This is a genomic window from Methylobacterium sp. R2-1 (assembly GCF_014191355.1).
Lineage (GTDB): Bacteria > Pseudomonadota > Alphaproteobacteria > Rhizobiales > Beijerinckiaceae > Methylobacterium.
This window is the reverse complement of record NZ_JACHWM010000006.1, coordinates 112,245-134,307: the sequence shown is the minus strand read 5'-3', so window position 1 is coordinate 134,307 and position 22,063 is coordinate 112,245. Positions and strand designations below refer to the sequence as shown.

Below are 22,063 nucleotides of genomic sequence, written 5' to 3'. Positions count from 1 at the left end.
GTTCGCTGTATGAGAAGGGTCGGATGCGGTGCGTCCGCTTCAAGCCGAAGGGCCAGGGTCCGCTCTCCACCCGTTGCGGACCCCGCATGTGTGTGGAAGATGCGGCACCTCATAGAGGATGCTCCATGTGCAACTCAGTCCTCGCGCACGGACGTGAGTATGACACTCCACGTCAGCTCGCGGAGCTTGTCGGGGGTGACGACAAGCTCATCTGGCGGAGCCAGAACCCTTTTGTGCGCTGGCCGCAGGGGAAGGACCGGCACAACCTCGACCTTTGCCTGTGTTGCATCGACTTGCCAGCGACGCTCGGAAAAGCCGGTCTCCAATGGCATCATGGCGATGACCCGATGGAGCACATCATCGACTAGCTCGACCGCATAGGTGCGAACGGCAGCTTCCGACCCACTGCGGACTGGAACAGCGTCGCCCACTCGATCCAAAGCCTCAGGGTGCGAGCGTCTCAACATGCGCCAGCGAATGAGGCCCACCATTACTGCGAGGAAGGCCGATCCTGCGAGGGCGCAGACGAGCTTGTCGGCATCCCATCGGAGCACGAATTCGCTTGATCCAGGCTCATGAGTGATCATGAAGCCCAGACCCGCAGAGCATCCGAACAGAGTGAACCTCACAGTGTCGCTTCTGACTTTTCTCAGCAAGACCGTTCGATCCGTTGCTGCCATTTAGTGCGTGCTCATCACATTAATCTCCGGACGTCGCCACTTATTCGCCTGCTGTGATGATACACCTGCGAGCAGGTGAAAAGTTTACTGCCCGTGACCTTTTTGCGGCCCTATGAGCGGCTATCACCAAGGCTGCAACGAGTGCGCCATAGTCTCGAACACCTGCGATTGAGCACCATCTTCGGTGTGAAGTCGTAGCCGATCGCTTCGCCCAGCCAGACGGCTGCGCGCGTCAGGTCCGACTCGGGAATTTGGAGCGCCGCCTTCACGAGGTTGACGGCCGTATAGCCCTTCTCGCAGTCGCCGCAATCGACGATCCCCTTCGGGTCGATCGACAGATACAGGTTGCGCTTGTGGAGGGGCTTGCCCGTGGTCGACGGGCGCCACTCGGCAACGGAGCGCTAGCCGTCGCCGGAACGCTGCAGTCGGGTGAGGTTGAGCCGCGGCACCCACGCGTGAAGATCGGCGAGCGCGTCTTCGTTGAGCTTGCGGAACCACTCGGCGGTGGACGTGGCCGCGTCCGCGACCTCGATCCCGCGAGCCTCGACCGGAAGGATCGTCTCGGGCGCCTCGTAGCCGTGCGCGCGAAGGACCTCGATCACGGCCTCGACGTGCTCGACCGTGATCTCGGTCAGGTCCGCGGGCGGCGTGTCGAGAAGCGTGCGCTCGGTCGTCCAGACGTAAGGCGCGGCCGTATCGGGATGGATCGAGGGCGGCACGACGGTTTGCTTGCCGTCGGCGATGAGGTCCATCATCCCTTCGCGGTCACGCGGATCGGCCGAGCCCGGCCGCTGCCGCTTGAAGCCGCGCGAGCGGATGGCGCTCGTGTCACCGCGGAAGAACAGGGTCTCGCCCTTGCGACCGCTCTTCGACACGATACAGGGCGGGAGGACAATCTTGATCGGCTCAATCAAAAAGTCTTGGTCGATATCGAAGGCGACGAGTCCGCGACCGCAGGCAACACCGACGTTCGGCTCGGGCCACTTCGACCAAAGCGTGACGTTGAAGGCGGGCGGGAGCGCGGCGCAATACCGGCTCCAGTCCTTCATCGGCCACCACTCGCCGCCGGAGTAGTAGCCCGGCATCTTGTTGGCCGGCGCGATCGGGATTGCCGAGTAGCCAGCCATCGTGGTCGCGAAGCAGATGCTCATGCAGGAGCAAGTCTTCCGTGTTGTCGTTCTCCATCTTGCCGCGCAGGGCGGGACCGACGAACCGCTGCAGCACCTTAGGATCACCGGCGGAGCCGGCGTTGCCATTGAGCCTCGGCGCAATCATCTCACTGTCAGGTCCTCCATGCACCTCCGCCAGCCCCGCCCGCCCGGCTTGCCGGAACGAACAGTTTCGCCCATGCTGGCTGGCGATCCGGGCCTCGAAGATGGAACAAATGGCAAATCCAAATAAGTCAGCAATACTTGTTCATAATGAGAGGACAGGAGGAAATTCGATCCATCAGGCGATCGGGTCAATCTATCACGGCAGAATAATTCTGTTGAATAGTCCGAAAGAGTTTTGCGAAAAAAAGGGTCGAATCGTTGCTGCGCTTTCGGATGAGCCTTACTACATTGCCGGCCACGTCCCCTTGCTGGATTTTAGAGGCCTCATGGAGGGGTCGCAAAGAGAAAATATGATCGTTTTTTCGTGTATTAGAGATCCAATTGAGCGGATTGTGTCGCTATATAAATTTAATCTGAGGGTGCCAGGGGCTTTGGGCCCGGTCCATGCCGCAACGACTGGAAGAGGGTTTGCGTACTTCTATTCGTATATGGCCGAAAAACACTCGTCAATGGTTATGAATTCTCAATGCCGTTACCTGTCTGGCGGAGGCTTCGTCGCAGCGCGGATGGCGATTGAAACTGCATTTGATGCTGTCGCTGATCTCAGCCGCATCAACGATTTGGTTAGTTACGTCGCGAAGCTCTCTGGAGGCGAGATAACCGCACCGGCGCCTAAGCTGAATAGCAACGCCGACTCCGCCAGCGATCCCGACGTGTTGCAGCAGTTCGTTGGGCCCGCGCTACGTCGCAAGATGGAAAACGACAATACAGAGGATCTGGTTCTGCGCGAGCACCTGCTTCGTGATCACGATGGCCTCTTCAGGTCAAATTACAGCGCCGACAAGGTGGAGGACACACAGGAAGAGCCCGCTACGCAAGATGACGCTGGCTGAGTAGCTTGCCGGCAGCCGCCCATTTTTCAACGGCGACCCTCATGCATTGAGAATCTTGAGCGCCGCCTCAATCGCACCACTGCGCTTCAGAGCGCCAACAAATCGCGCGTCTGCAAGTGCCTGCTGAGTGAAATAATAGCTTTTCAGCACCAAGCCTCGCTCAAGGCGGCGTGATCGGCAACTCACGACGCCGCTCCTCGGTCACTGTGTTCGCGTGCGCCACGAAGTCCTCGAAGGTATGCATGTTCGCCGCGTCCTGGATGCCGGCGGCCTCGGCGAACTGACTTCAATTGTCACCCGCTTCACTCTATCTGGTCATCAGACCACCACTTTACGATGCGCGTCGGGGTACCTTCAGGCGTGGTGACGATTTGCTGCGCGAGGGCGCCTACCGTGGAGAAGCGAGCCGTCCGGCAGGAGGTCGGCAAGGGCGCGCTGGTGGCTCATCAACTAGGTCAGGGCTTAAGGGCGGATGTTGAAGCTCGTCCCGTCGAACTGGACGACGTTGCTGCCGGGCATGTTTTGAATGTTCAGGGCACCATTCACCGCAACGATGAGCATGCCGAGCTGCCAAGGGTTCGTGCCCGAGAAGGACGAAACGGGGATGCGCTGCGCCTGCGACGTGCGGAAGCCGGCGGGGAACCTCGCGACGTTGGTGCCGATCGTCGTCGTGCCGCCTTGGATCGTGCCCGCCAGCCTGATCGTTCCGTCAGGCAGAGGCATCCACCAAAGACCCTGCCGGTAATTCGCGTCTGTGCCGGCGACCCATCCGTTCGCGAGGTCGAGCTGCTGCCAGACGCCGAAGGTGTAGGACGCAGCGTCAAGCGACACCTTGCTCGCACCGAGAACGCTTACGCCCCCGGAGACATCAACGAACTGCCGATCCACGACGTTGCCGGGAGAAGCAACCGCACGGAACAGAACCTTGTCGGCTCCATAGTTGGCAGAGTTTGGCCACAGCCTGCCACCTCGCGCGCCGTTGATTGCAGCAACCGCGTCGGAACGTGTGTATGCGTTAATATTGTTGCCGCGAACCTCCCAATCGACCGTCCCGTCAAATGTAATGACCGCAGGATTTGTCTGCGTGCCCGTGTAGGCTCCGACTGCCTCAAGCTGATTCTGTTCGATTTTAACTTGAAGGCTGCCCTTCACGTAGATCGTATCGCCCGTAGCCGTGATGTTATTGCCGACGATGCGGTGTGTGGCGGCGCCTCGATTGATCGCCCAATAGTAAACGCCCTCGTTCGGCCCAGAGATGACGTTGCGCTCGATGTTGTTGCTGTCGCCGGTAAGCTCGAATTTCATTCCCCCAAAGAAGTCACAGTCTCGGACAGTCGAGGCGAACATGCCGCCGGTCGGGTTGCCGGTCAACACAGTCGGCGGGTTGGTCGAGGTATCTTCCGCATAGTTATTGACGTGCCGGAATGAGTACTTTCCAACGCCCGCGTTGGCGACGCTTACATTCTCCACGAGGAGCTTAGCGACGAAGCCGAAGCGGTTCGTGGTATCGACTAAGATGCCATCGCCGCCCGTGCGCATTGCGCCGAGGGAGGCGCCGATCTGAAAATCTCGCAGGATCATGCCGCGGATACCGCCCGCATTAGCGAGCGGCTTCACGAGGATGATGGCCCGATCCCCTGCCGTGGCGCACGGCGAAATTATCGTGCCGCGAGACGCTCCGACCATCTCCATGACACTCGTAAGGCGCAGGAGCGCATCCGGGTCACTCGGGTCCGTGCAGACGTTGAGGATGCCGCCCGGCAACCGGAGGCGGGCACGCCGCTGCTGCGCCACCTTGATGGCCTCACGGATCGCCGGCCCGTCGTCCACGCCGTCGTCAGCCACGACGCCGTAGTTGGCCCCATAGATCTCATTCGACAGGAGATCCTTGAGCGAGCGGGCAACGACGCCCGTGCCGGCATTGGGAGTCACGCTCAGAGTTGAAGCGTCACCCGTCGAGCCGGAGTTGAGGATCTGGAGCGTGTCGGGCGTGATAATGGTCTTGTTGCCTTCGCGCTTGTCGAACTTCAGAGCGTTGCCGAAGGTGATGTCGCCGTTGGCGCGGATCTCGCCGGGCGGCATGGCGCGCTGCGCGAACGCGGGCGCCGAAAGGCCGATCAGAGCGGCAAGAATGAGAAGGGAGAGCTTCATCACAGGCGGATCCACAGATTGGCGGCCCCGCGGCGAAAGCGGACGGCCTAGTATGGGCTGAACAGGTTGGTGTTGCCCTCCGGCGTCCCGATCAAGTCGCCGGTACCCGGACCGGATCGTGATCGTCAGCGTCTCAGAGCAGGTGCCGCTCTCGTCGGCGATGACCGGATCCTGCCCGAGCAGAAAGCTATCCACGTCAGGCTGGGAGATGACCCGCGGCGCAGTCAGCGTCACCATGCCGACCTGCGCGTCGCTCTGCGAGCACTGATAGTTGGCGTCTTGCACCGGGGTGTGACCACCGGGCGTCTCGATGCGCCATGAAGGCGACGGCCAGGCGCCGTTGGCTTTCGGTCCGAATGGGAGGCCAGCCTTGCGTCTAACCGAAGAAAGATCCCGTGGACTCGCTCGGCACGGACACACGCTTCGCGCGAGCGAATCCTTGGGCAAACTGAACCGGAAAGTGTACAACAGGCCTGCCTTGGTAGGTCAGGTCACACGGTCATACAACGCGCATCATCTGCGAGGCTCCACAGCATCGGCTTCGAGGCCGGATTTCATTCGGTGGAGCCCTCATCACCAAACACGTCCCTCATCTCTTCTCATTGCAAGATATGCCTCCTCATCCTCCGACTGGCGGAGAGGTTGGCTCAGCCCGCCGCCGACTGGAATGCTTGTGGCGCACGGGCGGCTTAGAGCATGCTTTGCAAATCAGACCTTAGGGTTTATCCCAACCTCGGCCATATCGGCGGCCGATTCTTCGAGGAGTTTGGATGACCATAGACAAGCAGCCTGATCGCACTGCCGCGTCGCTCGCCTTTGTCTCTGACCGGAACTGCCCAGAAAATCTCGACCATACGTCCGGTCAACCCGTTGCCGACGAACAAGACACCGCAGACCATCCTCAGAAGGCAAGCGTGTTGCCGACGAATGTGTTTGAAGGTTTCGGCTCCTTCTCGATCTGAGATGACGCGGAAGAGGAACCCCAGCGAGACGTCATGGGCGCTTTCCCATCTGAACGCTGCTGCACCGCAAGCCGGGCGCTGGGCAATCCTGCCGCAGATGCGTATCCCTGCGGCAGGTCCAAGGATGATATCCGAGTAGCCCGGCTGAACGCATGCCCGGACATGTCCCCGAACTTTCCGGCCACGGCTCGAAGGAGGTCGGCTAATATCGATGCACTGCTTTACAGTTCGGACGATGCTGTGGATTCCAACTCGATCGTCAACTTGTCGTCCGGCTCCAGCGACAGTCACGTCGAAATCGTCCGGAGAACGTAGCCCTACACAAAAACTCCAGCACCCTCGACCAGAGGCACCAGGAAGACCGACTCTCACCCCTCACGCTGGTCAGGAAGACGGCTCCGTATCGTCTCACGGCAGCTCACCCATCTTTGCAGCCCCCCGAGGCGCGGTGATGCATGGCGATCCCGCAGTCGACGGAGACGTGCTGCGCTTCACGGAAGCCAAGATACCCAAATCCTCAGCCGACGACGAGACCCGCACGACTTGCCAAGCCGTAATCTTCCTGTTAAAGGCAAGCATAAACAATTGCTCTCCCGCCGTCAAGAAATAGATCCAACGCATGCACCGAAAAAGGCGGATCATCATTGATGGGCTAGAAGACAAACAGGGCCGCTCCCTGCTTGTCATATCTGCACTTTATCATTGCCACTCTCAGCTTTCCGACGCCAAGATCCGGTTCATCGATGTAGACAGCGGAGCGGTGCGCGGGGCGGTCGATCTCCTGCGTTGGGAAACAGGTCTCGACGTCCGTATCCCGGTCGATCTTAGCGAGTATGGCGGCGGCTCTATCTTCGCAGGCGCCAGCCTGTACGCTGCCATTCGCCTCAACAGTTTGGACGGACTGCACGTGGCAGAAGCGAAGTTCTTCAACGTCCCGCTCCTCCACGCTCTCCAGTTCTTGCCTGAATCGGCGACGAGCGAGCACTTGGCGCTCCTGCAGCCCGCGCACGATCCGGCGTTATTCGCCCACCATCTGATCGAGCGCATGCGATGACCGAGCGCGCAAGGGAAGCCATCCCTACTATCCTGATCGTCGGGATGCAGAACAGCGTGCATGTGGCGCGCTGGATCAGCATGCTGCGCGGCGGCTTCGCGCGCATCGTCGTCTTTCCAGTCCATACCGAGCAACCGGCGCCCGAACTTCGCCCTTGGTTGCCTGTCAGCAGCCTCGGCGACGTTGAGGCTCTGGCTCCCGGCGAAGTGGGTGTCGTCCATCTCAGCAAATCCGATGGCGAGCGTTACGCTACGTGGAAAACGGAGCGCGAGGCCGGTCGTCTGTTTCCCCCCTCCCTGGGAATAGAGACAAATCCGAGCCTGACCCTGCCCGACGAACTGATCACCGCCATCCGGGCGCTGCGGCCGGATATCGTGCACACGATGGAGGTTCAGCTTGCGGGTTACCTCGCCCTCGGCGCCAAGCGGTACCTGGGAAATGCGATGCCGCCCTGGCTCCTGTCGAACTGGGGGAGCGACATCTATCTCTATCACCGGCTGCCCGAGCACCGGCCTATCGTGCTCGAACTAGTGCAGGCGGTTGACGGCTACCTGGCAGAGTGCCGACGCGACGTGCAGCTGGTGCGACGCCTCGGCCTGAAAGGACACGTCTTCGACCCGATGCCAGCTTCCGGCGGCATCGATTTCAGCACCGTTCCTGCGCTCGACCGGCTCACGCCTCCGTCACGGCGCGATACCATCCTGGTGAAGGGCTATCATGGCTGGTCGGGCCGCGGGATGCACATCCTGTCCGCCCTTCATCTGGCCGCCCCGGCCCTACGCAGCCATCGCATCCGCGTGCAGTTCTGCTCGGCGGCGATGCTGGAGATGATGCGGGCCATGGCGGAGTCGGATGGGCTCGACATCGCGCCCGTACCCTACGCACCCACCCACGAGGAGGCCCTGAGCCGGATCGCCGACGCGCGCATCGTCGTCGGCATCGGCATCTCGGACGGGATCGGCACGACCCTTCTTGAGGCGATGTGTTACGGCGCCTTCCCAATCAAGGCGACGACCTCCTGCGCTTGCGAGTGGATCCGAAATGGCCGCGACGGCATCATCGTCGACCCCCACGACGTGAAGAGCCTTGCAGAGGCCATCGTGCAGGCCGCGTTGGACGACGCGCTGGTCGACGCCGCCGCTCCCCGCAACCGGGCCTGCGTGGAGGGGCGGTGGGACGTCGGCCGTAACAAAGCGACAGGGCAATCGATCTATCGCCACATGCTCGGCGATGCTCGCCGAGCCGCCATGACCGCTGCCTGAGCCATGTTGTAAGCCATGTCCACCGAGATCGTGACGATCCTCATCCCCGTCTACAACGGCGGCTACTTCCTGACCCAGGCCATCGAGAGCGCGCTCGCGCAGACGTGGCCGGCGATCGAGGTGCTCGTGATCGACGACGGCTCGGATGACGACGGCCATACCGAGCGGGTCTGTCGCTCCTTTGGCGACCGGATCCGCTACCTGCGTCGGGAGAACGGCGGGGTCGCCGCGGCCCTCAACACCGGCATCGCCGCGATGACCGGCCGGTATCTGACGTGGCTCAGCCACGACGACCTCTACGATCCGCGCAAGGTCGAGGTACAGATGAAGGCCCTCGCGGCCCAGCCTGGTCCCTGCGTGATCTTCGGCGGCTATGCCACGATGACCGAGAACGGCACCGTCCTCACCGAAATCGAAACCAACACGGGCTATCGCAGTGATCAGCCGCTCTGGGCGATCCTCGAGGGCCGCATCAACGGCTGCACCGTTCTGCTCGAACGCGCCCTCTTGGAGCGCCACGGCGGCTTCGACATTGGAATGCCGACGACCCAGGACTACGAGCTGTGGTGGCGGCTCGCGATGCATTACCCCTTCGTCTACGTGCCCGGAACCCTGGTTCGGCACCGGGTCCATGCGGGGCAGGGGTCACTCGGGCGCCGCCATATCGAGGAGGCGAACCTTCTCTGGATGGAGATGCTGGAGCAGGTGCCGGAGGAGAAGGCGCGCTCGCATTCCGGCTCAGAGATGGCATTCCTCCTGCGTGCCAGAGACTTCCTCCAGGCCACCGGCTATGACAGCGCTAAGCAGGGCGCCGATGCACTGATCCGCCGACGGGCGGCGAAGTTCCCGGTTGGGATTGTTTTGAGCAGTCGCGGAGTGCGTGAGGCGGCCGTCGCGAAGGCAGAGCTCGCGAGCAGCGGCCTCGACCTCGCCTTCCTTATCGTGGACGCCTCGCCCGACCAACACCTCCTGCTCCTCGCCGACTCGCTTGTGAACGAGTCGCCCGACGAGGTTATCGGCAGCCCGATCGCCCTGAAGGATCTGCTCGCCCGGACTCTCGCCGGGCTCGACGCCCCGATCCTCGCGTTCCTCCCGCAGAGCGTGCCCGTCGCCACCTTCTGGACGGCGATCGCCCGCCTCCTGCGCGATCCCAATCTCGACGGCACAGCGATCCCGCAGACCGCGGCCGAACCCGGCGCAGATCCGCTCGGGCCGCTCTCCGGCCTCGTCGTACGCCGAGAAGCCCTCTCCATCGCCTTGACCCGAGCCGTCGAGACTCACAGTGACGTCATCTCCTCTCTCGGCATGTCGAGCCGGCTTGATGTCGTCGCAGCCTGATCCGCTCGTCGACACGCCCGATTTCGACGGGGTGCGTGTCCAGATTCCCGGCGAGCACCAAATCTGGCTCGTCTTTGGTGACGAGCGCCACTACATCACTGGGATCGACGTCCTGCGGGCGCTCTTCCGCGACGATGCCTTCCTGATCGATGCCGCCTGCGCGCGGCTGCCGGAGGGAAGCGTGCTAGGTCCGGGCAGCCGGCTGGTCCGCGCAAAGGGAGGCACGTCGGTCCACCTCGTGGTCAGCGCGGAGCCCGGGCAGGAGACCCGGCATCTCGTCATCGATGCGGCGCAATTCGAACGCTACGGCTTCGATCCGAAGAAGGTCATCGAGATCTCGCAGGAGACTCTGCGAAGCATCCCGGTCGGCCTGCCGCTCGGGCCGCTCGCCACCGCTTCCGCCCTGACCGAGCGCGAGAACCTCGAACGGCTGGTGGAGGGGCTGCATCCGAGCCGGCCGACCCTGCTCCTGCTGCTGGAAGAGAGGAACGGGTTCGCGGAGCAGTTCGCCGCCCGCCTCCAGGAAAGTGCCCGCCGCCGGGTTCATGTCCTGCTCGGCTGGATCGAGGACGGACAGTTCTCCATCTCCTCCGGCCCGCTGGACGCAGCGGGAGCCGTGACGATCCGGCCGCCCGATTCGGCTTTGTCCTCGATCGCGCAGACCCTTCGGATCGGCCGGATCGATCTGCTCGCGACCCGGTTCCTGCCCGCCACTCGGGCGGCCCTCGCAGCGCTCGGCTGTCCCTTCGATCTGACCCCGATGACAGTCCCTTCTGCACAAAAGGATAGCGACAGGGCTACGGACGAGACGATGCAGGCCCTCGCCCAGCAGGCTGCCCGCGTCGTTGCCTGTGGCGACACGATGCTGGCCGCATTGCGCGCCGGGCTGCCGGGACAGCACATCACGACCGGCCTTGATCCCGAGGCGCGTAGGCCCAGCCTGTTCCGTGTGCACCCGGCTCGCCTCGACGCGGACGAGGATCTGCGCATCCTGATCTGGGATGGAGCCTCGGAGCCGGAGAAGCAGCTCGTGGCGGAGACCGCCGCCGCAGGCCGCGACGGGAATCTTGCGGCGCGCTTCTTCGGCCTCGACGGGACGCTGGCGGCGCCTCCCGTTGGTCTGCGGAATCTCGGCCCGGCCAATCGCCTTGATCTCAACCGGCTGGTTTGCATCCTGCGCCCGCACCTCGTCTGGTTCCCGGGTCCAGCGCCGGAGGCGTTCGACTTCCGGGTCTCGGCCGCCATGGCGCAGGGTTTGCCGATCCTGGCCAGCGCCGCATGCGGACTCGGTCTGCGCCTAGCGGACCGGCCCTATACCTGGATTCTGCCCGCGGACGCGACGGCGTCGACCGTGCGGGCCGAAATCGCGTCGATCCGGACGCGGTGGGCTTCCGAATACAACCGCCTGCGCCGAACCGAAGCCGCGCCAAGCTTCTATCCGGGCGCCTATCTCGCCTGGGTCAGATCGGATGCGCCGCCCCAGGCCGAGCCGGCGTCCGGCGAAGCGGCTCCCTCCGCACCGGCGCCGTTCTCTGTCCTGGCAGCGCCAGCCTCGATCCCTGCGAAGAAAAAATGGCGGCTCTTCAGATGAACATACCGGCCGCAGCCGGATCGCCGGCCGGGCGCCGGCCGATCCGCGCGCTGATCTGCGACTTCGACTTCTACTCGGCGCTCGGCGGCGGGCAGACGTTCTATCGCCGCGTGATCGAGCGGCATCCGGATTGGACCTTCATCTATCCCTCGCGAGGCCGTGACCTCGCGGGCGACGTCCGGTCCCGGCTTCCCGCCAACGCGCATCCCTACGGTTTCGACCGCTTCCTGACTCCCTGGGATCTCCTCGGTGCGCTGAAGATCGAGGGCTCCGAGGAGCAATTCTACGCGCTCATTGTCTGTCAGATCGCCGTACCGCTCCAGGGCCGGTTCCTCGACGTCGTCGAGGTGCCCTCGTTCTTCCCAGTGGCCCATCTCATCCGCCCGATCTTCGCCGCCTTCGGCATCGGGGTCGGAACGGTCTCGCTGGGTATGCTGGGCTGGCTGAGCGTCAGTAACCGGAACGCCTACGCCTCCGAGGTCCCGGACGCGGTGGTCGAGCGGCTCGAGGATCTGGAGCGGCGCTGCATCGCCGGAGCCGACGTGAGCTATACAATCTCGGATCTTCATGCCGCCGAGAACGACCGAACGAGGCCCTCGGCGGTCATCGACATGCACGACGCGCTCGACAAGGTAGCGCCACCCGCAGCCCGCCCTCCGGGTGAGGGACCGCCCGATCTCTGGTTCGTCGGACGTCTCGACCGGAATAAGGGGCCTGACCTCTTCATCGAGATCGCCTCTCGGATTCCCCGATCACTCTACCGGAACTGCTATCTCTGCGGTCCGGACAATCCCTGGGCTGCCTCGGGCCCGCGCTGGTCCGAGACGGTCCTCGATCTCGCTCGCGAACGGCAGGTCCCCGCCGAGTATCTCGGCGAGATCGGCCATGAGGAACTGTGGTCGCGGGCCTTCCGCGGCCGGTCGGTCATCGTCATCCCATCCCGCTCCGACGCTTTCAACTACGTCGCGGTCGAGGCGACCATGTCGGGGGCGCCCGTTCTGTTGTCGAAGCAAGCAGGCGCCGCGGCCTTCCTCCAGGCACGGCATGCCAGCATCGCGCCGCCGATCATCGACCCCGAAGATCTCGCCGACGCCGCTGCCAAACTGAAGCGTCTGCTCAGTGAGTACGAGACGCGCAGCCGCCACCTGCGCAAGAACATCCTAACGGGCGGATGGCCGGCGCCCCGCAACGACTTCTTCGCGGACGTGATCGCTTCCGCTCCGGCCGGATCGGGCCGCGCCAATCCGGACCACCTCGAGCGCGCACACGCGGCCGATCCGCTGAACTTGGCCCCGGCCCGGATCTGGCGCTCGGTGGCGCCACCACCTGCCGAAAACGATATCGAGATCGTCGTGTGGGCCGGGCGGGATCGGGGTGCGCTCGAACGGAGCCTGACGGCTTTGCGCACGCCGGATGCAGATGGGCTTGCCGTGACGATCCTGGTCGAGCCCGGTCGGGAGCTCGAAGACCTGCCGCAGCTTCTGCGCAGTTTCCACCCCGGCGCGACCACGCTCCGCGCAGGGAGCACGGATACGGCTGCGGCGATCAACGAAGCGCTGGACCGGTCGCGTGCGGCAGCGCTCATGCTGATCAGCGAAGGTGACAGTGTCGAGGGCGCGGCCCTGCGCCGCCTCTTCCTGATGTTGCAGGCGACGCCAGAAGCTGACCTCGCGGTCGGCCTCTGGTCGGAACTCGACGCGTTCGGGGCGATCCTGCGGGACTACCCGGCCGACGCCTTCGACCGTCGTGCCCTAATCGGTCCGGTGGCCCGCCCCGGCGGGATCTTGATGCGTCGGAGCGACCGCCTCATGATCGACGAATCGATGGGGGAATGCGGCCTTCTCGACCTGTATGGCCGCCTCTCCACTGCTCCCGTCGTGCGCAGCGCCGAGCGGATCGGCTGGTCCTGGCCCACGGCCAAAGACAATGCGTCGTCACGCCGCCCGGCCGACCTGTCGCCGCTGCTCCTGAAATGGCTGCTCGCTCCTCCCCGCGCCAATGCCCAGGACGCCGCTTGAGGACCGGGATGGCCGCCCCACTTTCGTTCAACGGCGTCCGGGTGCTCATCACGGGAGGCTCGGGGTTCCTCGGCCAGCATCTGGTCCGGGCCCTGATTCCGCTCGGAGCCGAGATCGTGGTCCTTAAGCGCGATCCGGAGGCGGACAGGAGGTCCGATGTCCGAGGCGGCGAGTTGGAGCGTGCCGGCCGCATCACCCTCCTACGCGGCGATCTCCTGGACGAAGTGGCCGTCGTCCGGGCAGCAACGGGCGCGGACATCGTCTTCCATCTCGCTGGACGCGGCGGCGGCGGCGGATCGTTCCGGGACTTCACAGATGCGAACGTCACCGGCACCTGCAATGTCCTGACCGCCTGTGCGGCGCAGACGGTCGCCCGCCTCGTCTTCGTCAGCTCCGCCGCCGTCTATGGAACGGGATTGCAGATTGCGCTTGATGAGAGCCACCCACCGCGCGGTCGCAGCATCTACGCCGCCTCGAAGATCGCGGCGGAAGCCCTGGTCGCCGCCTATGTCGCGACCGGGCGATGGGCCGTGACCCTCCGCCCGTCCAACATCTACGGCCCCGACCAGATGACGGACACGGTGGTGACTACCCTGCTGCGTCAGCTGGGCAGATCGGACGAGATCGTGCTTCGCGCTCTGCATCCGGTCCGCGACTACATCTACGTCCAAGACGCGGTCGACGCGCTGCTCGCTGCGGCTCTCCGGCCAGACCTGCCGCCAGGCCGCACACTGAACGTCAGTTCCGGTGCCGGATATTCAGTTCGACAACTCGCGGAGGCCGCGGTCGCTGCCGTACGGCGCAGCGAACCGGACCGCCGTGTCACGGTTCGGCCGGTCGAAGAGCCATCCGGCGCGGCGTCCGATCACCTCGTCTGCGACAACAACGCCGCCCGCATCGCACTCGACTGGGCGCCGCGCATCGACCTCGTCGATGGCCTGGAGGCGAGCTACGCTTTGCGGATCGGGCGCTCTTGATCCCTATTGCGTCCGGCCGTTCCCCAGGCAACCAGCCTGCCGGCCGGATGGAGGAGGGACCGGCAGCCGGGTTTTCAGGCCGGTGCGAGGAAATGTTCGGGCCGAGCCGTGAACTGCTCCTGAGCACGGGCATAATCGTCCGGCCGACCGATATCGATCCAGTCGCAATCCTCGACATAACTCACGACCTTCTGCGACGACGCCAGAAGCGCGCGCACGAGATCGGGCATATCGAAGAAGGTATCGGCCGGAATGAGGGGCGCCACGGCCTTCTTCGAGAGGACGTAGAGGCCCATCGAGGCCTCAAAATGCATCGACGGCTTCTCGCGATACTCCGACACCGTCAGGTCCGGCGCCACGGTCAGCGCCCCGAAATCGGCCTGCAGGGTCCGGCGATGCGTCGCGATCGTGGCGGCGGCGCCGCGCTCTAGGTGCTCGCGCACCATCGCCGAGAAGTTCAGTGTCGTCAGAAGGTCTCCGTTCGTCACGATGAAGTGGTCGGGCAGTTGCTCAAGATTGGCGGCGATCGGCCCGCTCGTGCCCAGCGGCTTGTCCTCGACCTTGTAGGTGATGTTGAGACCGAGATTCGATCCGTCCGTGAAGAAGCTCCGGATGAGATGATGGAGATGGTTCACGGCCAGGATGACGTCCGTCACCCCGTGCTGGCGCAACTGGCGCAGCAACAGTTCGAGGATCGGCATCTCGCCGATCGGCATCAGCGGTTTGGGCATGACGGCGGTGTAGGGCATCAGGCGCGTGCCCTTGCCGCCCGCGAGAATGATGGCTTTCATCGCTCTGCTCTCAGACGACGTAGCGATCGACGTCGCGCCGGTCGTGATGGGACCGGAAGTGCTCGATCGTCCGCTCCAATCCCTCGCGCAGGCCAACCTTCGGCGTCCAACCGGACTGCGCCTGGAAGAGGCGGTTGTCCGAGATCAGCCGCTCGACCTCGCTCTTGCTCGGGCGGATGCGCTGCTCGTCCGTCTCGATCACGGCCTTCGAGCCGACGATCTCGAGGATCATGGCCGCCACCTCACCGACCGTTTGGCCGGAGCCGACGCCGAGGTTGAAGGTGCCGCCCTCAAGGCCCGGGGTCACCGCCGCGGTCAGGAAGCCGTTCGCGGTATCGGTGGCGAAGGTCAGGTCCCGAACCGGCGTGGTCGAGCCGAGCTTGATCGCCGTCCGCTCCGGCTCCAGCGCCTGCATGATCACGGTCGGGATGAAGGCGCGGGCCGACTGGCGCGGCCCGTAGGTGTTGAACGGGCGAACGGTCACCACCGGAACGTCGAAGGACCGGTGATAGGACTCGGCGATCTTGTCAGCACCGATCTTCGAGGCGGAGTAGGGCGATTGCCCCTGGAGCGGATGCAGCTCGTCGATCGGGACGTACTGCGCTGTCCCGTAGACTTCCGACGTGCTGGTATGGACGACCCGCTGAACCCCGTGCCGACGCGCCGCTTCGAGCACGTTGAGCGTGCCCTCGACATTGACCTTCACATAGTTGCGCGGCGCCAGATACGAGTACGGAATCGCGATCAGGGCGGCGAGATGGAAGATGACATCGACGCCCTCGGTGATTGCCTGAACGTATTCCGGGTCGATGATATCGCCGAAGACGTAGTCGATCTCGCGATCGATCTCAGGGGCGACGTGGGACAGATTCCCGCGATCCCGCATGGCGTTGTAGTGAAGCAACGCCCGCACCGTCGCGCCCTGCCGGACAGCTTCCTCGGCGAGGTGGCTTCCGATGAAGCCGCCCGCACCCGTAATGAGCACCCGTTTTCCGGAAAGGGTCAATTGATGCTTCCCATCGTTTGCGGGCGAGATGGCCGTTCCATCGACACCGGCCGCCCGACCGACTCCGGCCACAGACTGGGCCCAGATCGAACGTGCGAGGCGCGGAACACGAACCCCGGCGGTTGGCTTCGGGCCATTAGCCTAGTTCCCATATACCGACAAGCGGCCGCCAAGTGGTGGGCCGCCGCGCCTCGCTTAATACTGAGCCTTTGAAAAGAGGCCGTCGGAGATTGGTACAGAGCGGCTAAACTCTCTTTACTCAAGGTTGTAATAATTCGATCCTAGCAATCTAAAATAAAATATACTCGCGAAATGCGCCTTAGGTTATTTTTCGGAGCTGAGGTAATCGCGGCTCCGATATGTTTGGTGCTTGGCGCGGTGATTTTGCGCCGATAGAAGACAGAAATGGACGTTCTCACGCACACGCGTGATGCCCCTGAGCGGTGCTTCGGCGCACTGGCGTGATCTCCGCAGTTCGGTTCGTCGTGCTGGAAGAAGTCGGGGTTCGTCATCGGCGTGAGCGGCGCCCGCGAACCTGATCTCCGCCGACAAACATCGAGACGATTAGGATGGCATGGCCGCGATCGGAGCGAAGCGAGGCGGGACCGACCTGATGCAGTTGTTCTATGCGCCGCGATCGCCGTTCTCGCGCAAGATCCTCGCAGCGATCGTCGAACTCGGTCTTACGGCGCAGGTCAGCCTGGTGCGGGTCGATCCCTGGACCCACGAGACGCTCCGCCGATACAATCCCGCCTGCAAGGTCCCGACGCTCCTCCTCGCCGACGGCTCGGCCCTGTTCGATTCTCCCGTCATCGCGCGCTACTTGGATTCGCTCTCCGAAAATACCCTGATCCCGCCCGGGCCGCAGGTCTGGGACGCGCTCCGGCGTGAGGCACTGGGCGATGCACTGGCCGAAGCGGTGATCCGCCGGTTCGTCGATCAGCTGAGCCGTCGCGACGATCGCCTCGACCGCGTGGTCGCACGGCAAGAAGTGGCTATCACCGCGATCCTCGACCGGCTGGAGGCTGCAGCCGACTGGATGCGGGCCCCCACTGATCTCGGGCATCTCGCGATTGCCTGCGCCCTCGACTATCTCGACGGACGGTCCCCTGAACTCGCCTGGGGTGCACAAAGACACTTGCTCGCGGCTTGGTTCTATGATTTCCGTGGCAATTCATCAATGAAGATCGCCGCGGATCCGGAAAAAGGCGCTTTCCGCATCGTAAATCAATCGCATCCGCTGGCAGAGGTCTGAAAACTTGAAGATCGCAGTCTTAGGCTCATCCGGCATGCTCGGAAGTGCCGCATTCAAATATTTATCCGATCGCTTTCCTGGATCGGTTTATGCGACGGCACGCTCGTCGGCAGTGAAGAAGATCTTTCCGGCAAGCGCCGCCAACATCACCATCGGGATCGACGTCGAAAATACGGACGCGCTGGCCGGCTTCCTGCGCGACGTGCGTCCCGACGTGATCCTGAACTGCGTCGGGGTCGTCAAGCAGCTCGCCTCCGCCGAGGATCCGCTGGTCGCGATCCCAATCAACGCCATCCTGCCGCACCGGCTCGCGCGGCTGGCTGATCTCGTCGGCGCGCGCCTCATCCATGTCAGCACGGACTGCGTCTTCACCGGCCGCAAGGGCGGCTACCGCGAGAGCGACGCGCCGGATGCAGAGGATCTCTACGGGCGCTCGAAGCTGCTGGGCGAGGTCGATTACCCGAACGCCGTGACGCTGCGCACCTCCATTATCGGCCGCGAGATCGGCAGCCGAAACGGCCTCGTCGAGTGGTTCCTCTCACAAAGCGGATCGGTGCGTGGCTATCGGCGGGCGATCTTCTCAGGCCTCACCACGGACGAACTGGTGCGGGTGATCGCCGACCGCGTTCTGCCGAACCCTGACCTACGCGGCGTCTACCACGTGAGCGTGGACCCGATCAGTAAGTTCGACCTGCTCGGGATCGTCAGGGATGTCTATGGTGTCGGGATCGAGATCGAGCCCGACGACGCGGTGGCGATCGACCGCTCCCTCAATTCGGACCGGTTCCGGGCGGCCACTGGCTATGTGCCACCCTCCTGGCCGGACCTGATCCGCAACATGCGTCGCTTCGACGAAGAATCCTTCTCACAGGTCCGCTGATGTTCTCGGGCAAGACACTTCTCATCACCGGCGGCACCGGATCGTTCGGCAACGCGGTGATCCAGCGCTTCCTGGCTACGGATATCGGTCAGATTCGCGTCTTCAGCCGGGACGAGAAGAAGCAGGAGGACATGCGCATCCTGCTGCGCGATCCGCGGGTTCGCTTCTTCATCGGCGACGTGCGCGAGTACAACTCGATCGCGCAGGCCGTGAAAGGCGTCGATTACATCTTCCACGCGGCGGCGCTGAAGCAGGTGCCCTCCTGCGAGTTCTACCCGATGGAGGCCGTGCGCACGAACATCCTCGGTGCCGAGAACACGCTGAACGCGGCGGTGGACAACGGCGTCGAGCGGATGGTCGTGCTCTCAACCGACAAGGCGGTCTACCCGATCAACGCCATGGGGCTGTCCAAGGCGATGATGGAGAAGCTGACGATCGCCAAGTCGCGCATCCTGCAGAAGGGCGACACGATCCTTTGCGCCACGCGCTACGGCAACGTCATGGCCTCGCGCGGCTCGGTCATCCCGCTCTTCGTGAACCAGATCAAGGACGGGCGCGACCTCACCATCACCGATCCGACGATGACCCGCTTCCTGATGTCGCTGGAGGATTCGGTCGATCTGGTGCTGTTCGCCTACCAGCGCGGGCGGCAGGGCGACATCTTCGTGCAGAAGGCGCCCGCCTGTACGGTGCAGGATCTGGCCGCGGCCCTGCTGACGATCTTCGAGGCCAAGAACGAGATCCGGATCATCGGCACGCGCCACGGCGAGAAGCTGTACGAATCCCTGGTCTCCCGCGAGGAGATGGCGCGGGCCGAGGACATGGACGGGTTCTACCGCATCCCCGCCGACGACCGCGACCTGAGTTACTCGAAGTTCTTCACCTCCGGCGAGACCGCAATCTCGGCTGCCGAAGACTACACCTCGCACAATACTCAGCGAATGAATCAGCAGCAGGTGATCGATCTGTTGCTGAAGCTCGACTACATCCAGGAAGCCTTGAAGCCCGCCTCGCGGGCCAGGGCCGCTTCGTAGATTCCGCCCGCGGGACGAGACCCTTGAAGAGCCCCTTGCGCAAGATCCTCACCCTGGTCGGGACCCGGCCCGAGCTCGTCAAGATGTCGCTGGTGATCCGGGCGCTGGACCGGCTGACGAACCACGTGCTCGTCCATACCGGCCAGAACTATGACTACGAGCTGAATCAGGTCTTCTTCGACGACCTCGGTATCCGCAAACCCGACCACTTCCTCGACGCGGCCGGCCCGAACGCGGCGGCGACGATCGCCCGGGTGATCGAGCGCGCCGACGCCGTGCTCGAACAGGAACAGCCCGACGCGGTGCTGATCTACGGCGACACCAATTCAGGTCTCGCCGTGATCCCAGCCAAGCGCCGCAAGATCCCGATCTTCCACATGGAGGCGGGCAACCGCTGCTTCGACCAGCGGGTGCCGGAGGAGATCAACCGCAAGGTCATCGACCACCTCAGCGACGTCAATCTCGTACTGACCGAGCATGCCCGCCGCTATCTCCTGGCGGAGGGATTGCCGGCGCAGCGCATCTTCAAGGTCGGCTCGCACATGGAAGAGGTGCTGACCGAATTCCGCCCGAAGATCGAGGCCTCCGACGTGCTGGCCCGCCTCGGGCTCGAACCGGACAGGTTCTTCATCGTCTCGGCTCACCGAGAGGAAAACGTCGATTCGCCGGCGCGGCTGCGGGTCTTCCTGGAAGAGCTGGGCCGCCTTCACGCGGCCTTCGGCCTGCCCATCGTCGTCTCGACTCACCCACGCACCCGCGCCAGGCTGGAGGCAGTCGGCGACCTCGCTCTGCCCGACAGCGTGCGCTTCCTGCCGCCGTTCGGCTTCATCGACTACGTGAAGCTTCAGACGAGCGCCCATTGCGTTCTGTCCGACAGCGGCACCATCGCCGAGGAGGCGGCGCTGCTCGACCTGCCGGCGGTCACCTTCCGCGACGCGCATGAGCGGCCCGAGGGCATGGATGCCGGCACGCTGATCGTGGCGCCGCTCGGCAAGGTCTCCCTCGTCGAGGCAGTTCGGGCAGTGCGCGACGGCCACGGTGAGGGTCGCCGCTTCGCCGGCGCCGTGCCGGACTACCAGGGTGGCGCGGTCTCGACCAAGGTGGTGCGGATCGTCCTGTCCTACATCGATCAGGTCAACCACACTGTCTGGTCGAAGCCCGGCCCGTTCTGAGGTCCCCGGGCTTCCAAAGGGCCTTTTGGCCGGCCCTTTGGCGGGTGTTCAGGGCAGCACCCTGAAGCCGGCGAAGCCGCTCTATTCCGCCGCCGCGTTTGAAAGCCCCTCGCCCGCGATCCAGGCGGCGAGGTCTTCCCGTGCCCGGTCGGTCAGCGCGCGCTTCTTGAGGGCCGCCTTCTCGGGCCCGCGCAGGCGCTTGCCCGTCTCGTTGCGCGGCATCCGCTCGAGCGGCGGGAACAGCCCGAAATTCACATTCATCGGCTGGAACGAGCGCGGCGCGTTCGCCTGCGCATCTTCGCTCGCCTCGACATGGCCACCGGTGATGTGGCCGATCAGAGCGCCGAGCGCCGTTGTCGGGGGCAGGGGCTCCAGTGCGCTTCCCTCCGCTTCAGCAAGCGCGTAGCGGCCGGCCATCAGCCCGACGGCGGCGCTCTCGACATAGCCCTCGCAGCCGGTGATCTGACCGGCGAAGCGGAGTTGCGGTCGCGCCTTCAGCCGCAGGGTCGCGTCGAGCAGGCGCGGGCTGTCGAGATAGGTGTTGCGGTGCAGGCCGCCGAGGCGGGCGAACTCGGCGTTCTCCAGGCCGGGAATCGTGCGGAAGACGCGGACCTGCTCGGCGTGGCGGAGCTTCGTCTGGAAGCCCACCATATTGAACAGAGTGCCGAGCGCGTTGTCCTGGCGCAACTGGACGATGGCGTAGGCCTTCACCGTCGGATTGTGCGGGTTGGTGAGCCCGACCGGCTTCATCGGTCCGTGGCGCAGGGTTTCGGGTCCGCGCTCGGCCATCACCTCGATCGGCAGGCAACCGTCGAAATAGGGGGTCGTGGCCTCCCATTCCTTGAACGCCGTCTTCTCGCCCGCGATCAGGGCGGCGACGAAGGCCTCGTACTGCTCCCGGTCCATCGGGCAGTTGAGGTAGTCCGCCCCCGTACCGCCGGGCCCGGCCTTGTCGTAGCGGGACTGGAACCACGCCTTGCCCATGTCGATCGAGTCGCGGTGGACGATCGGAGCGATGGCGTCGAAGAAGGCGAGCGATTCCCGGCCCGTCAGCGCGGCGACGGCCTCGGCGAGGGTGGGGGAGGTGAGGGGGCCGGTGGCGAGGATGGTCGATCCCCACTCCTCCGGGGGCAGGCCCGCGACCTCCTCGCGCATGATCGTCACGTTGGGGTGCTCTTCGAGCGCCGCGGTGACGGCCCGCGAAAACCCCTCGCGATCGACGGCGAGCGCTCCGCCCGCGGGCACTTGGTTCGCGTCGGCCGCGCGCATGATCAGCGAGTCGAGGCTGCGCATCTCCTGATGCAGCAGGCCGACGGCATTGCCGTTGGCGTCGTCCGAGCGGAAGGAGTTGGAGCAGACCAGTTCGGCCAGCCCGTCGGTCTGGTGGGCGTCGGTGCCGCGCAGGGGCCGCATCTCGTGCAGCACGACCGAGCGGCCGCCCTGGGCGACCTGCCATGCGGCCTCGGAACCGGCGAGGCCGCCGCCGACGATATGGATCGGGTTGGTCATCGCGACGGGATAGAACCACGCCGGCCCGCGATCAATGCGGGCGAGTGCAGCAGGCCATTGCTGAAACAGCGATGGCGCCGTCTATCGAGGGCGAAGAGCGCCCCGCGGAGCGGGCCTCGGCTTGGCCGAGGCGTCGAGCGAAGCGAAGGTCTCCGCTCCTGCCTTTGCATCGTCCTGTTCCGAAAGCCGGAAGCCACCCCTCGGGACGATGCTCTC

The 22,063-nt window shown here is 64.3% G+C and carries 18 protein-coding genes; 12 read left to right on the top strand and 6 right to left on the bottom strand.

The annotated features are described in order from the left end of the window. Positions 1-134 precede the first annotated feature (134 nt). Both FHU13_RS10555 and FHU13_RS10550 read right to left on the bottom strand, forming a co-directional pair. The gene (locus FHU13_RS10555) at positions 135-680 is read right to left on the bottom strand and encodes a hypothetical protein (RefSeq protein WP_183435809.1); all 546 of its coding nucleotides are present in this window, start codon (positions 678-680) and stop codon (positions 135-137) included. Positions 681-1,081: 401 nt separating this feature from the next. Next, a complete protein-coding gene (locus FHU13_RS10550) occupies positions 1,082-1,831 on the bottom strand; it encodes a bifunctional DNA primase/polymerase (RefSeq protein WP_183435808.1) in 750 nt (249 codons plus the stop codon). Positions 1,832-1,929: 98 nt separating this feature from the next. Here FHU13_RS10550 and FHU13_RS10545 point away from each other — a divergent pair, with 98 nt between their 5' ends. Next, positions 1,930-2,847, top strand: a complete 918-nt coding sequence (locus FHU13_RS10545; protein ID WP_183435807.1) for a sulfotransferase family 2 domain-containing protein — start codon at positions 1,930-1,932, stop codon at positions 2,845-2,847. 462 nt (positions 2,848-3,309) lie between these two features. Here FHU13_RS10545 and FHU13_RS10540 read toward each other — a convergent pair whose 3' ends face one another. After that, entirely contained in the window at positions 3,310-5,283 is a 1,974-nt protein-coding gene (locus FHU13_RS10540; protein WP_183435806.1) for a hypothetical protein, read from the bottom strand. A 485-nt stretch (positions 5,284-5,768) separates the two neighbouring features. On the opposite strand from FHU13_RS10540, the gene FHU13_RS10535 reads away from it, so the two are divergent. The 7 genes from FHU13_RS10535 to FHU13_RS10505 all read left to right on the top strand — a co-directional run bounded on the left by FHU13_RS10535 (position 5,769) and on the right by FHU13_RS10505 (position 14,200). Continuing rightward, positions 5,769-5,960, top strand: a complete 192-nt coding sequence (locus FHU13_RS10535; protein WP_183435805.1) for a hypothetical protein — start codon at positions 5,769-5,771, stop codon at positions 5,958-5,960. A gap of 619 nt (positions 5,961-6,579) precedes the next feature. Next, positions 6,580-7,014, top strand: coding sequence for a hypothetical protein (locus FHU13_RS10530; RefSeq protein ID WP_183435804.1), 435 nt, complete (start codon positions 6,580-6,582; stop codon positions 7,012-7,014). After that, positions 7,011-8,276 carry a glycosyltransferase gene (locus FHU13_RS10525; RefSeq protein WP_183435803.1) on the top strand — a complete coding sequence of 422 codons (1,266 nt, stop codon included), beginning with the start codon at positions 7,011-7,013 and terminating at the stop codon, positions 8,274-8,276. The genes FHU13_RS10530 and FHU13_RS10525 overlap by 4 nt, the downstream gene beginning before the upstream one ends. A 15-nt stretch (positions 8,277-8,291) precedes the next feature. Next, positions 8,292-9,614 (top strand): glycosyltransferase, encoded by a 1,323-nt coding sequence (locus FHU13_RS10520; RefSeq protein WP_183435802.1) that lies wholly within the window; start codon positions 8,292-8,294, stop codon positions 9,612-9,614. Continuing rightward, complete coding sequence (locus tag FHU13_RS10515; RefSeq protein ID WP_183435801.1) at positions 9,598-11,205, top strand: hypothetical protein; 1,608 nt, start codon at positions 9,598-9,600, stop codon at positions 11,203-11,205. Before FHU13_RS10520 ends, FHU13_RS10515 begins: the two co-directional genes overlap by 17 nt. Next, complete coding sequence (locus FHU13_RS10510; protein WP_183435800.1) at positions 11,187-13,223, top strand: glycosyltransferase; 2,037 nt, start codon at positions 11,187-11,189, stop codon at positions 13,221-13,223. Before FHU13_RS10515 ends, FHU13_RS10510 begins: the two co-directional genes overlap by 19 nt. An 8-nt stretch (positions 13,224-13,231) precedes the next feature. After that, a complete protein-coding gene (locus FHU13_RS10505) occupies positions 13,232-14,200 on the top strand; it encodes an NAD(P)-dependent oxidoreductase (RefSeq protein WP_183435799.1) in 969 nt (322 codons plus the stop codon). Positions 14,201-14,274: 74 nt separating this feature from the next. Here the strand turns inward: FHU13_RS10505 and FHU13_RS10500 are convergent, their stop codons facing one another. Both FHU13_RS10500 and FHU13_RS10495 read right to left on the bottom strand, forming a co-directional pair. Further along, positions 14,275-14,991 (bottom strand): sugar phosphate nucleotidyltransferase, encoded by a 717-nt coding sequence (locus FHU13_RS10500; RefSeq protein ID WP_183435798.1) that lies wholly within the window; start codon positions 14,989-14,991, stop codon positions 14,275-14,277. Positions 14,992-15,001: 10 nt separating this feature from the next. Beyond that, positions 15,002-15,997, bottom strand: coding sequence for an SDR family NAD(P)-dependent oxidoreductase (locus FHU13_RS10495; protein ID WP_183435797.1), 996 nt, complete (start codon positions 15,995-15,997; stop codon positions 15,002-15,004). Positions 15,998-16,571: 574 nt separating this feature from the next. Here FHU13_RS10495 and FHU13_RS10490 point away from each other — a divergent pair. The 4 genes from FHU13_RS10490 to wecB are packed head-to-tail and all read left to right on the top strand — an operon-like array spanning position 16,572 to position 20,338. Continuing rightward, complete coding sequence (locus FHU13_RS10490) at positions 16,572-17,252, top strand: glutathione S-transferase N-terminal domain-containing protein (RefSeq protein WP_183435796.1); 681 nt, start codon at positions 16,572-16,574, stop codon at positions 17,250-17,252. Between the two features lie 4 nt (positions 17,253-17,256). After that, positions 17,257-18,132, top strand: a complete 876-nt coding sequence (locus FHU13_RS10485) for an SDR family oxidoreductase (RefSeq protein WP_183435795.1) — start codon at positions 17,257-17,259, stop codon at positions 18,130-18,132. Then, the gene (locus FHU13_RS10480; protein WP_183435794.1) at positions 18,132-19,166 is read left to right on the top strand and encodes a polysaccharide biosynthesis protein; all 1,035 of its coding nucleotides are present in this window, start codon (positions 18,132-18,134) and stop codon (positions 19,164-19,166) included. Before FHU13_RS10485 ends, FHU13_RS10480 begins: the two co-directional genes overlap by 1 nt. A 35-nt stretch (positions 19,167-19,201) precedes the next feature. Further along, positions 19,202-20,338 (top strand): non-hydrolyzing UDP-N-acetylglucosamine 2-epimerase, encoded by a 1,137-nt coding sequence (gene wecB, locus FHU13_RS10475; RefSeq protein WP_183435958.1) that lies wholly within the window; start codon positions 19,202-19,204, stop codon positions 20,336-20,338. Positions 20,339-20,419: 81 nt separating this feature from the next. On the opposite strand, the gene trmFO is transcribed toward wecB, so the two are convergent. Beyond that, positions 20,420-21,847, bottom strand: coding sequence for a methylenetetrahydrofolate--tRNA-(uracil(54)-C(5))-methyltransferase (FADH(2)-oxidizing) TrmFO (gene trmFO / locus FHU13_RS10470; RefSeq protein WP_183435793.1), 1,428 nt, complete (start codon positions 21,845-21,847; stop codon positions 20,420-20,422). Positions 21,848-22,063: the final 216 nt, after the last annotated feature.

What these genes read in the sequence shown, in the direction of transcription:
- FHU13_RS10555 (WP_183435809.1), bottom strand. Translation starts at nt 680, where the DNA reads ATGGCAGCAACGGATCGAACGGTCTTGCTGAGAAAAGTCAGAAGCGAC.
- FHU13_RS10500 (WP_183435798.1), bottom strand. Translation starts at nt 14,991, where the DNA reads ATGAAAGCCATCATTCTCGCGGGCGGCAAGGGCACGCGCCTGATGCCC.
- FHU13_RS10505 (WP_183435799.1), top strand. Translation starts at nt 13,232, where the DNA reads ATGGCCGCCCCACTTTCGTTCAACGGCGTCCGGGTGCTCATCACGGGA.
- FHU13_RS10550 (WP_183435808.1), bottom strand. Translation starts at nt 1,831, where the DNA reads ATGAGCATCTGCTTCGCGACCACGATGGCTGGCTACTCGGCAATCCCG.
- FHU13_RS10525 (WP_183435803.1), top strand. Translation starts at nt 7,011, where the DNA reads ATGACCGAGCGCGCAAGGGAAGCCATCCCTACTATCCTGATCGTCGGG.
- FHU13_RS10480 (WP_183435794.1), top strand. Translation starts at nt 18,132, where the DNA reads ATGTTCTCGGGCAAGACACTTCTCATCACCGGCGGCACCGGATCGTTC.
- FHU13_RS10515 (WP_183435801.1), top strand. Translation starts at nt 9,598, where the DNA reads ATGTCGTCGCAGCCTGATCCGCTCGTCGACACGCCCGATTTCGACGGG.
- trmFO (WP_183435793.1), bottom strand. Translation starts at nt 21,847, where the DNA reads ATGACCAACCCGATCCATATCGTCGGCGGCGGCCTCGCCGGTTCCGAG.
- FHU13_RS10535 (WP_183435805.1), top strand. Translation starts at nt 5,769, where the DNA reads ATGACCATAGACAAGCAGCCTGATCGCACTGCCGCGTCGCTCGCCTTT.
- FHU13_RS10520 (WP_183435802.1), top strand. Translation starts at nt 8,292, where the DNA reads ATGTCCACCGAGATCGTGACGATCCTCATCCCCGTCTACAACGGCGGC.
- FHU13_RS10490 (WP_183435796.1), top strand. Translation starts at nt 16,572, where the DNA reads ATGGCCGCGATCGGAGCGAAGCGAGGCGGGACCGACCTGATGCAGTTG.
- FHU13_RS10510 (WP_183435800.1), top strand. Translation starts at nt 11,187, where the DNA reads ATGGCGGCTCTTCAGATGAACATACCGGCCGCAGCCGGATCGCCGGCC.
- FHU13_RS10530 (WP_183435804.1), top strand. Translation starts at nt 6,580, where the DNA reads ATGCACCGAAAAAGGCGGATCATCATTGATGGGCTAGAAGACAAACAG.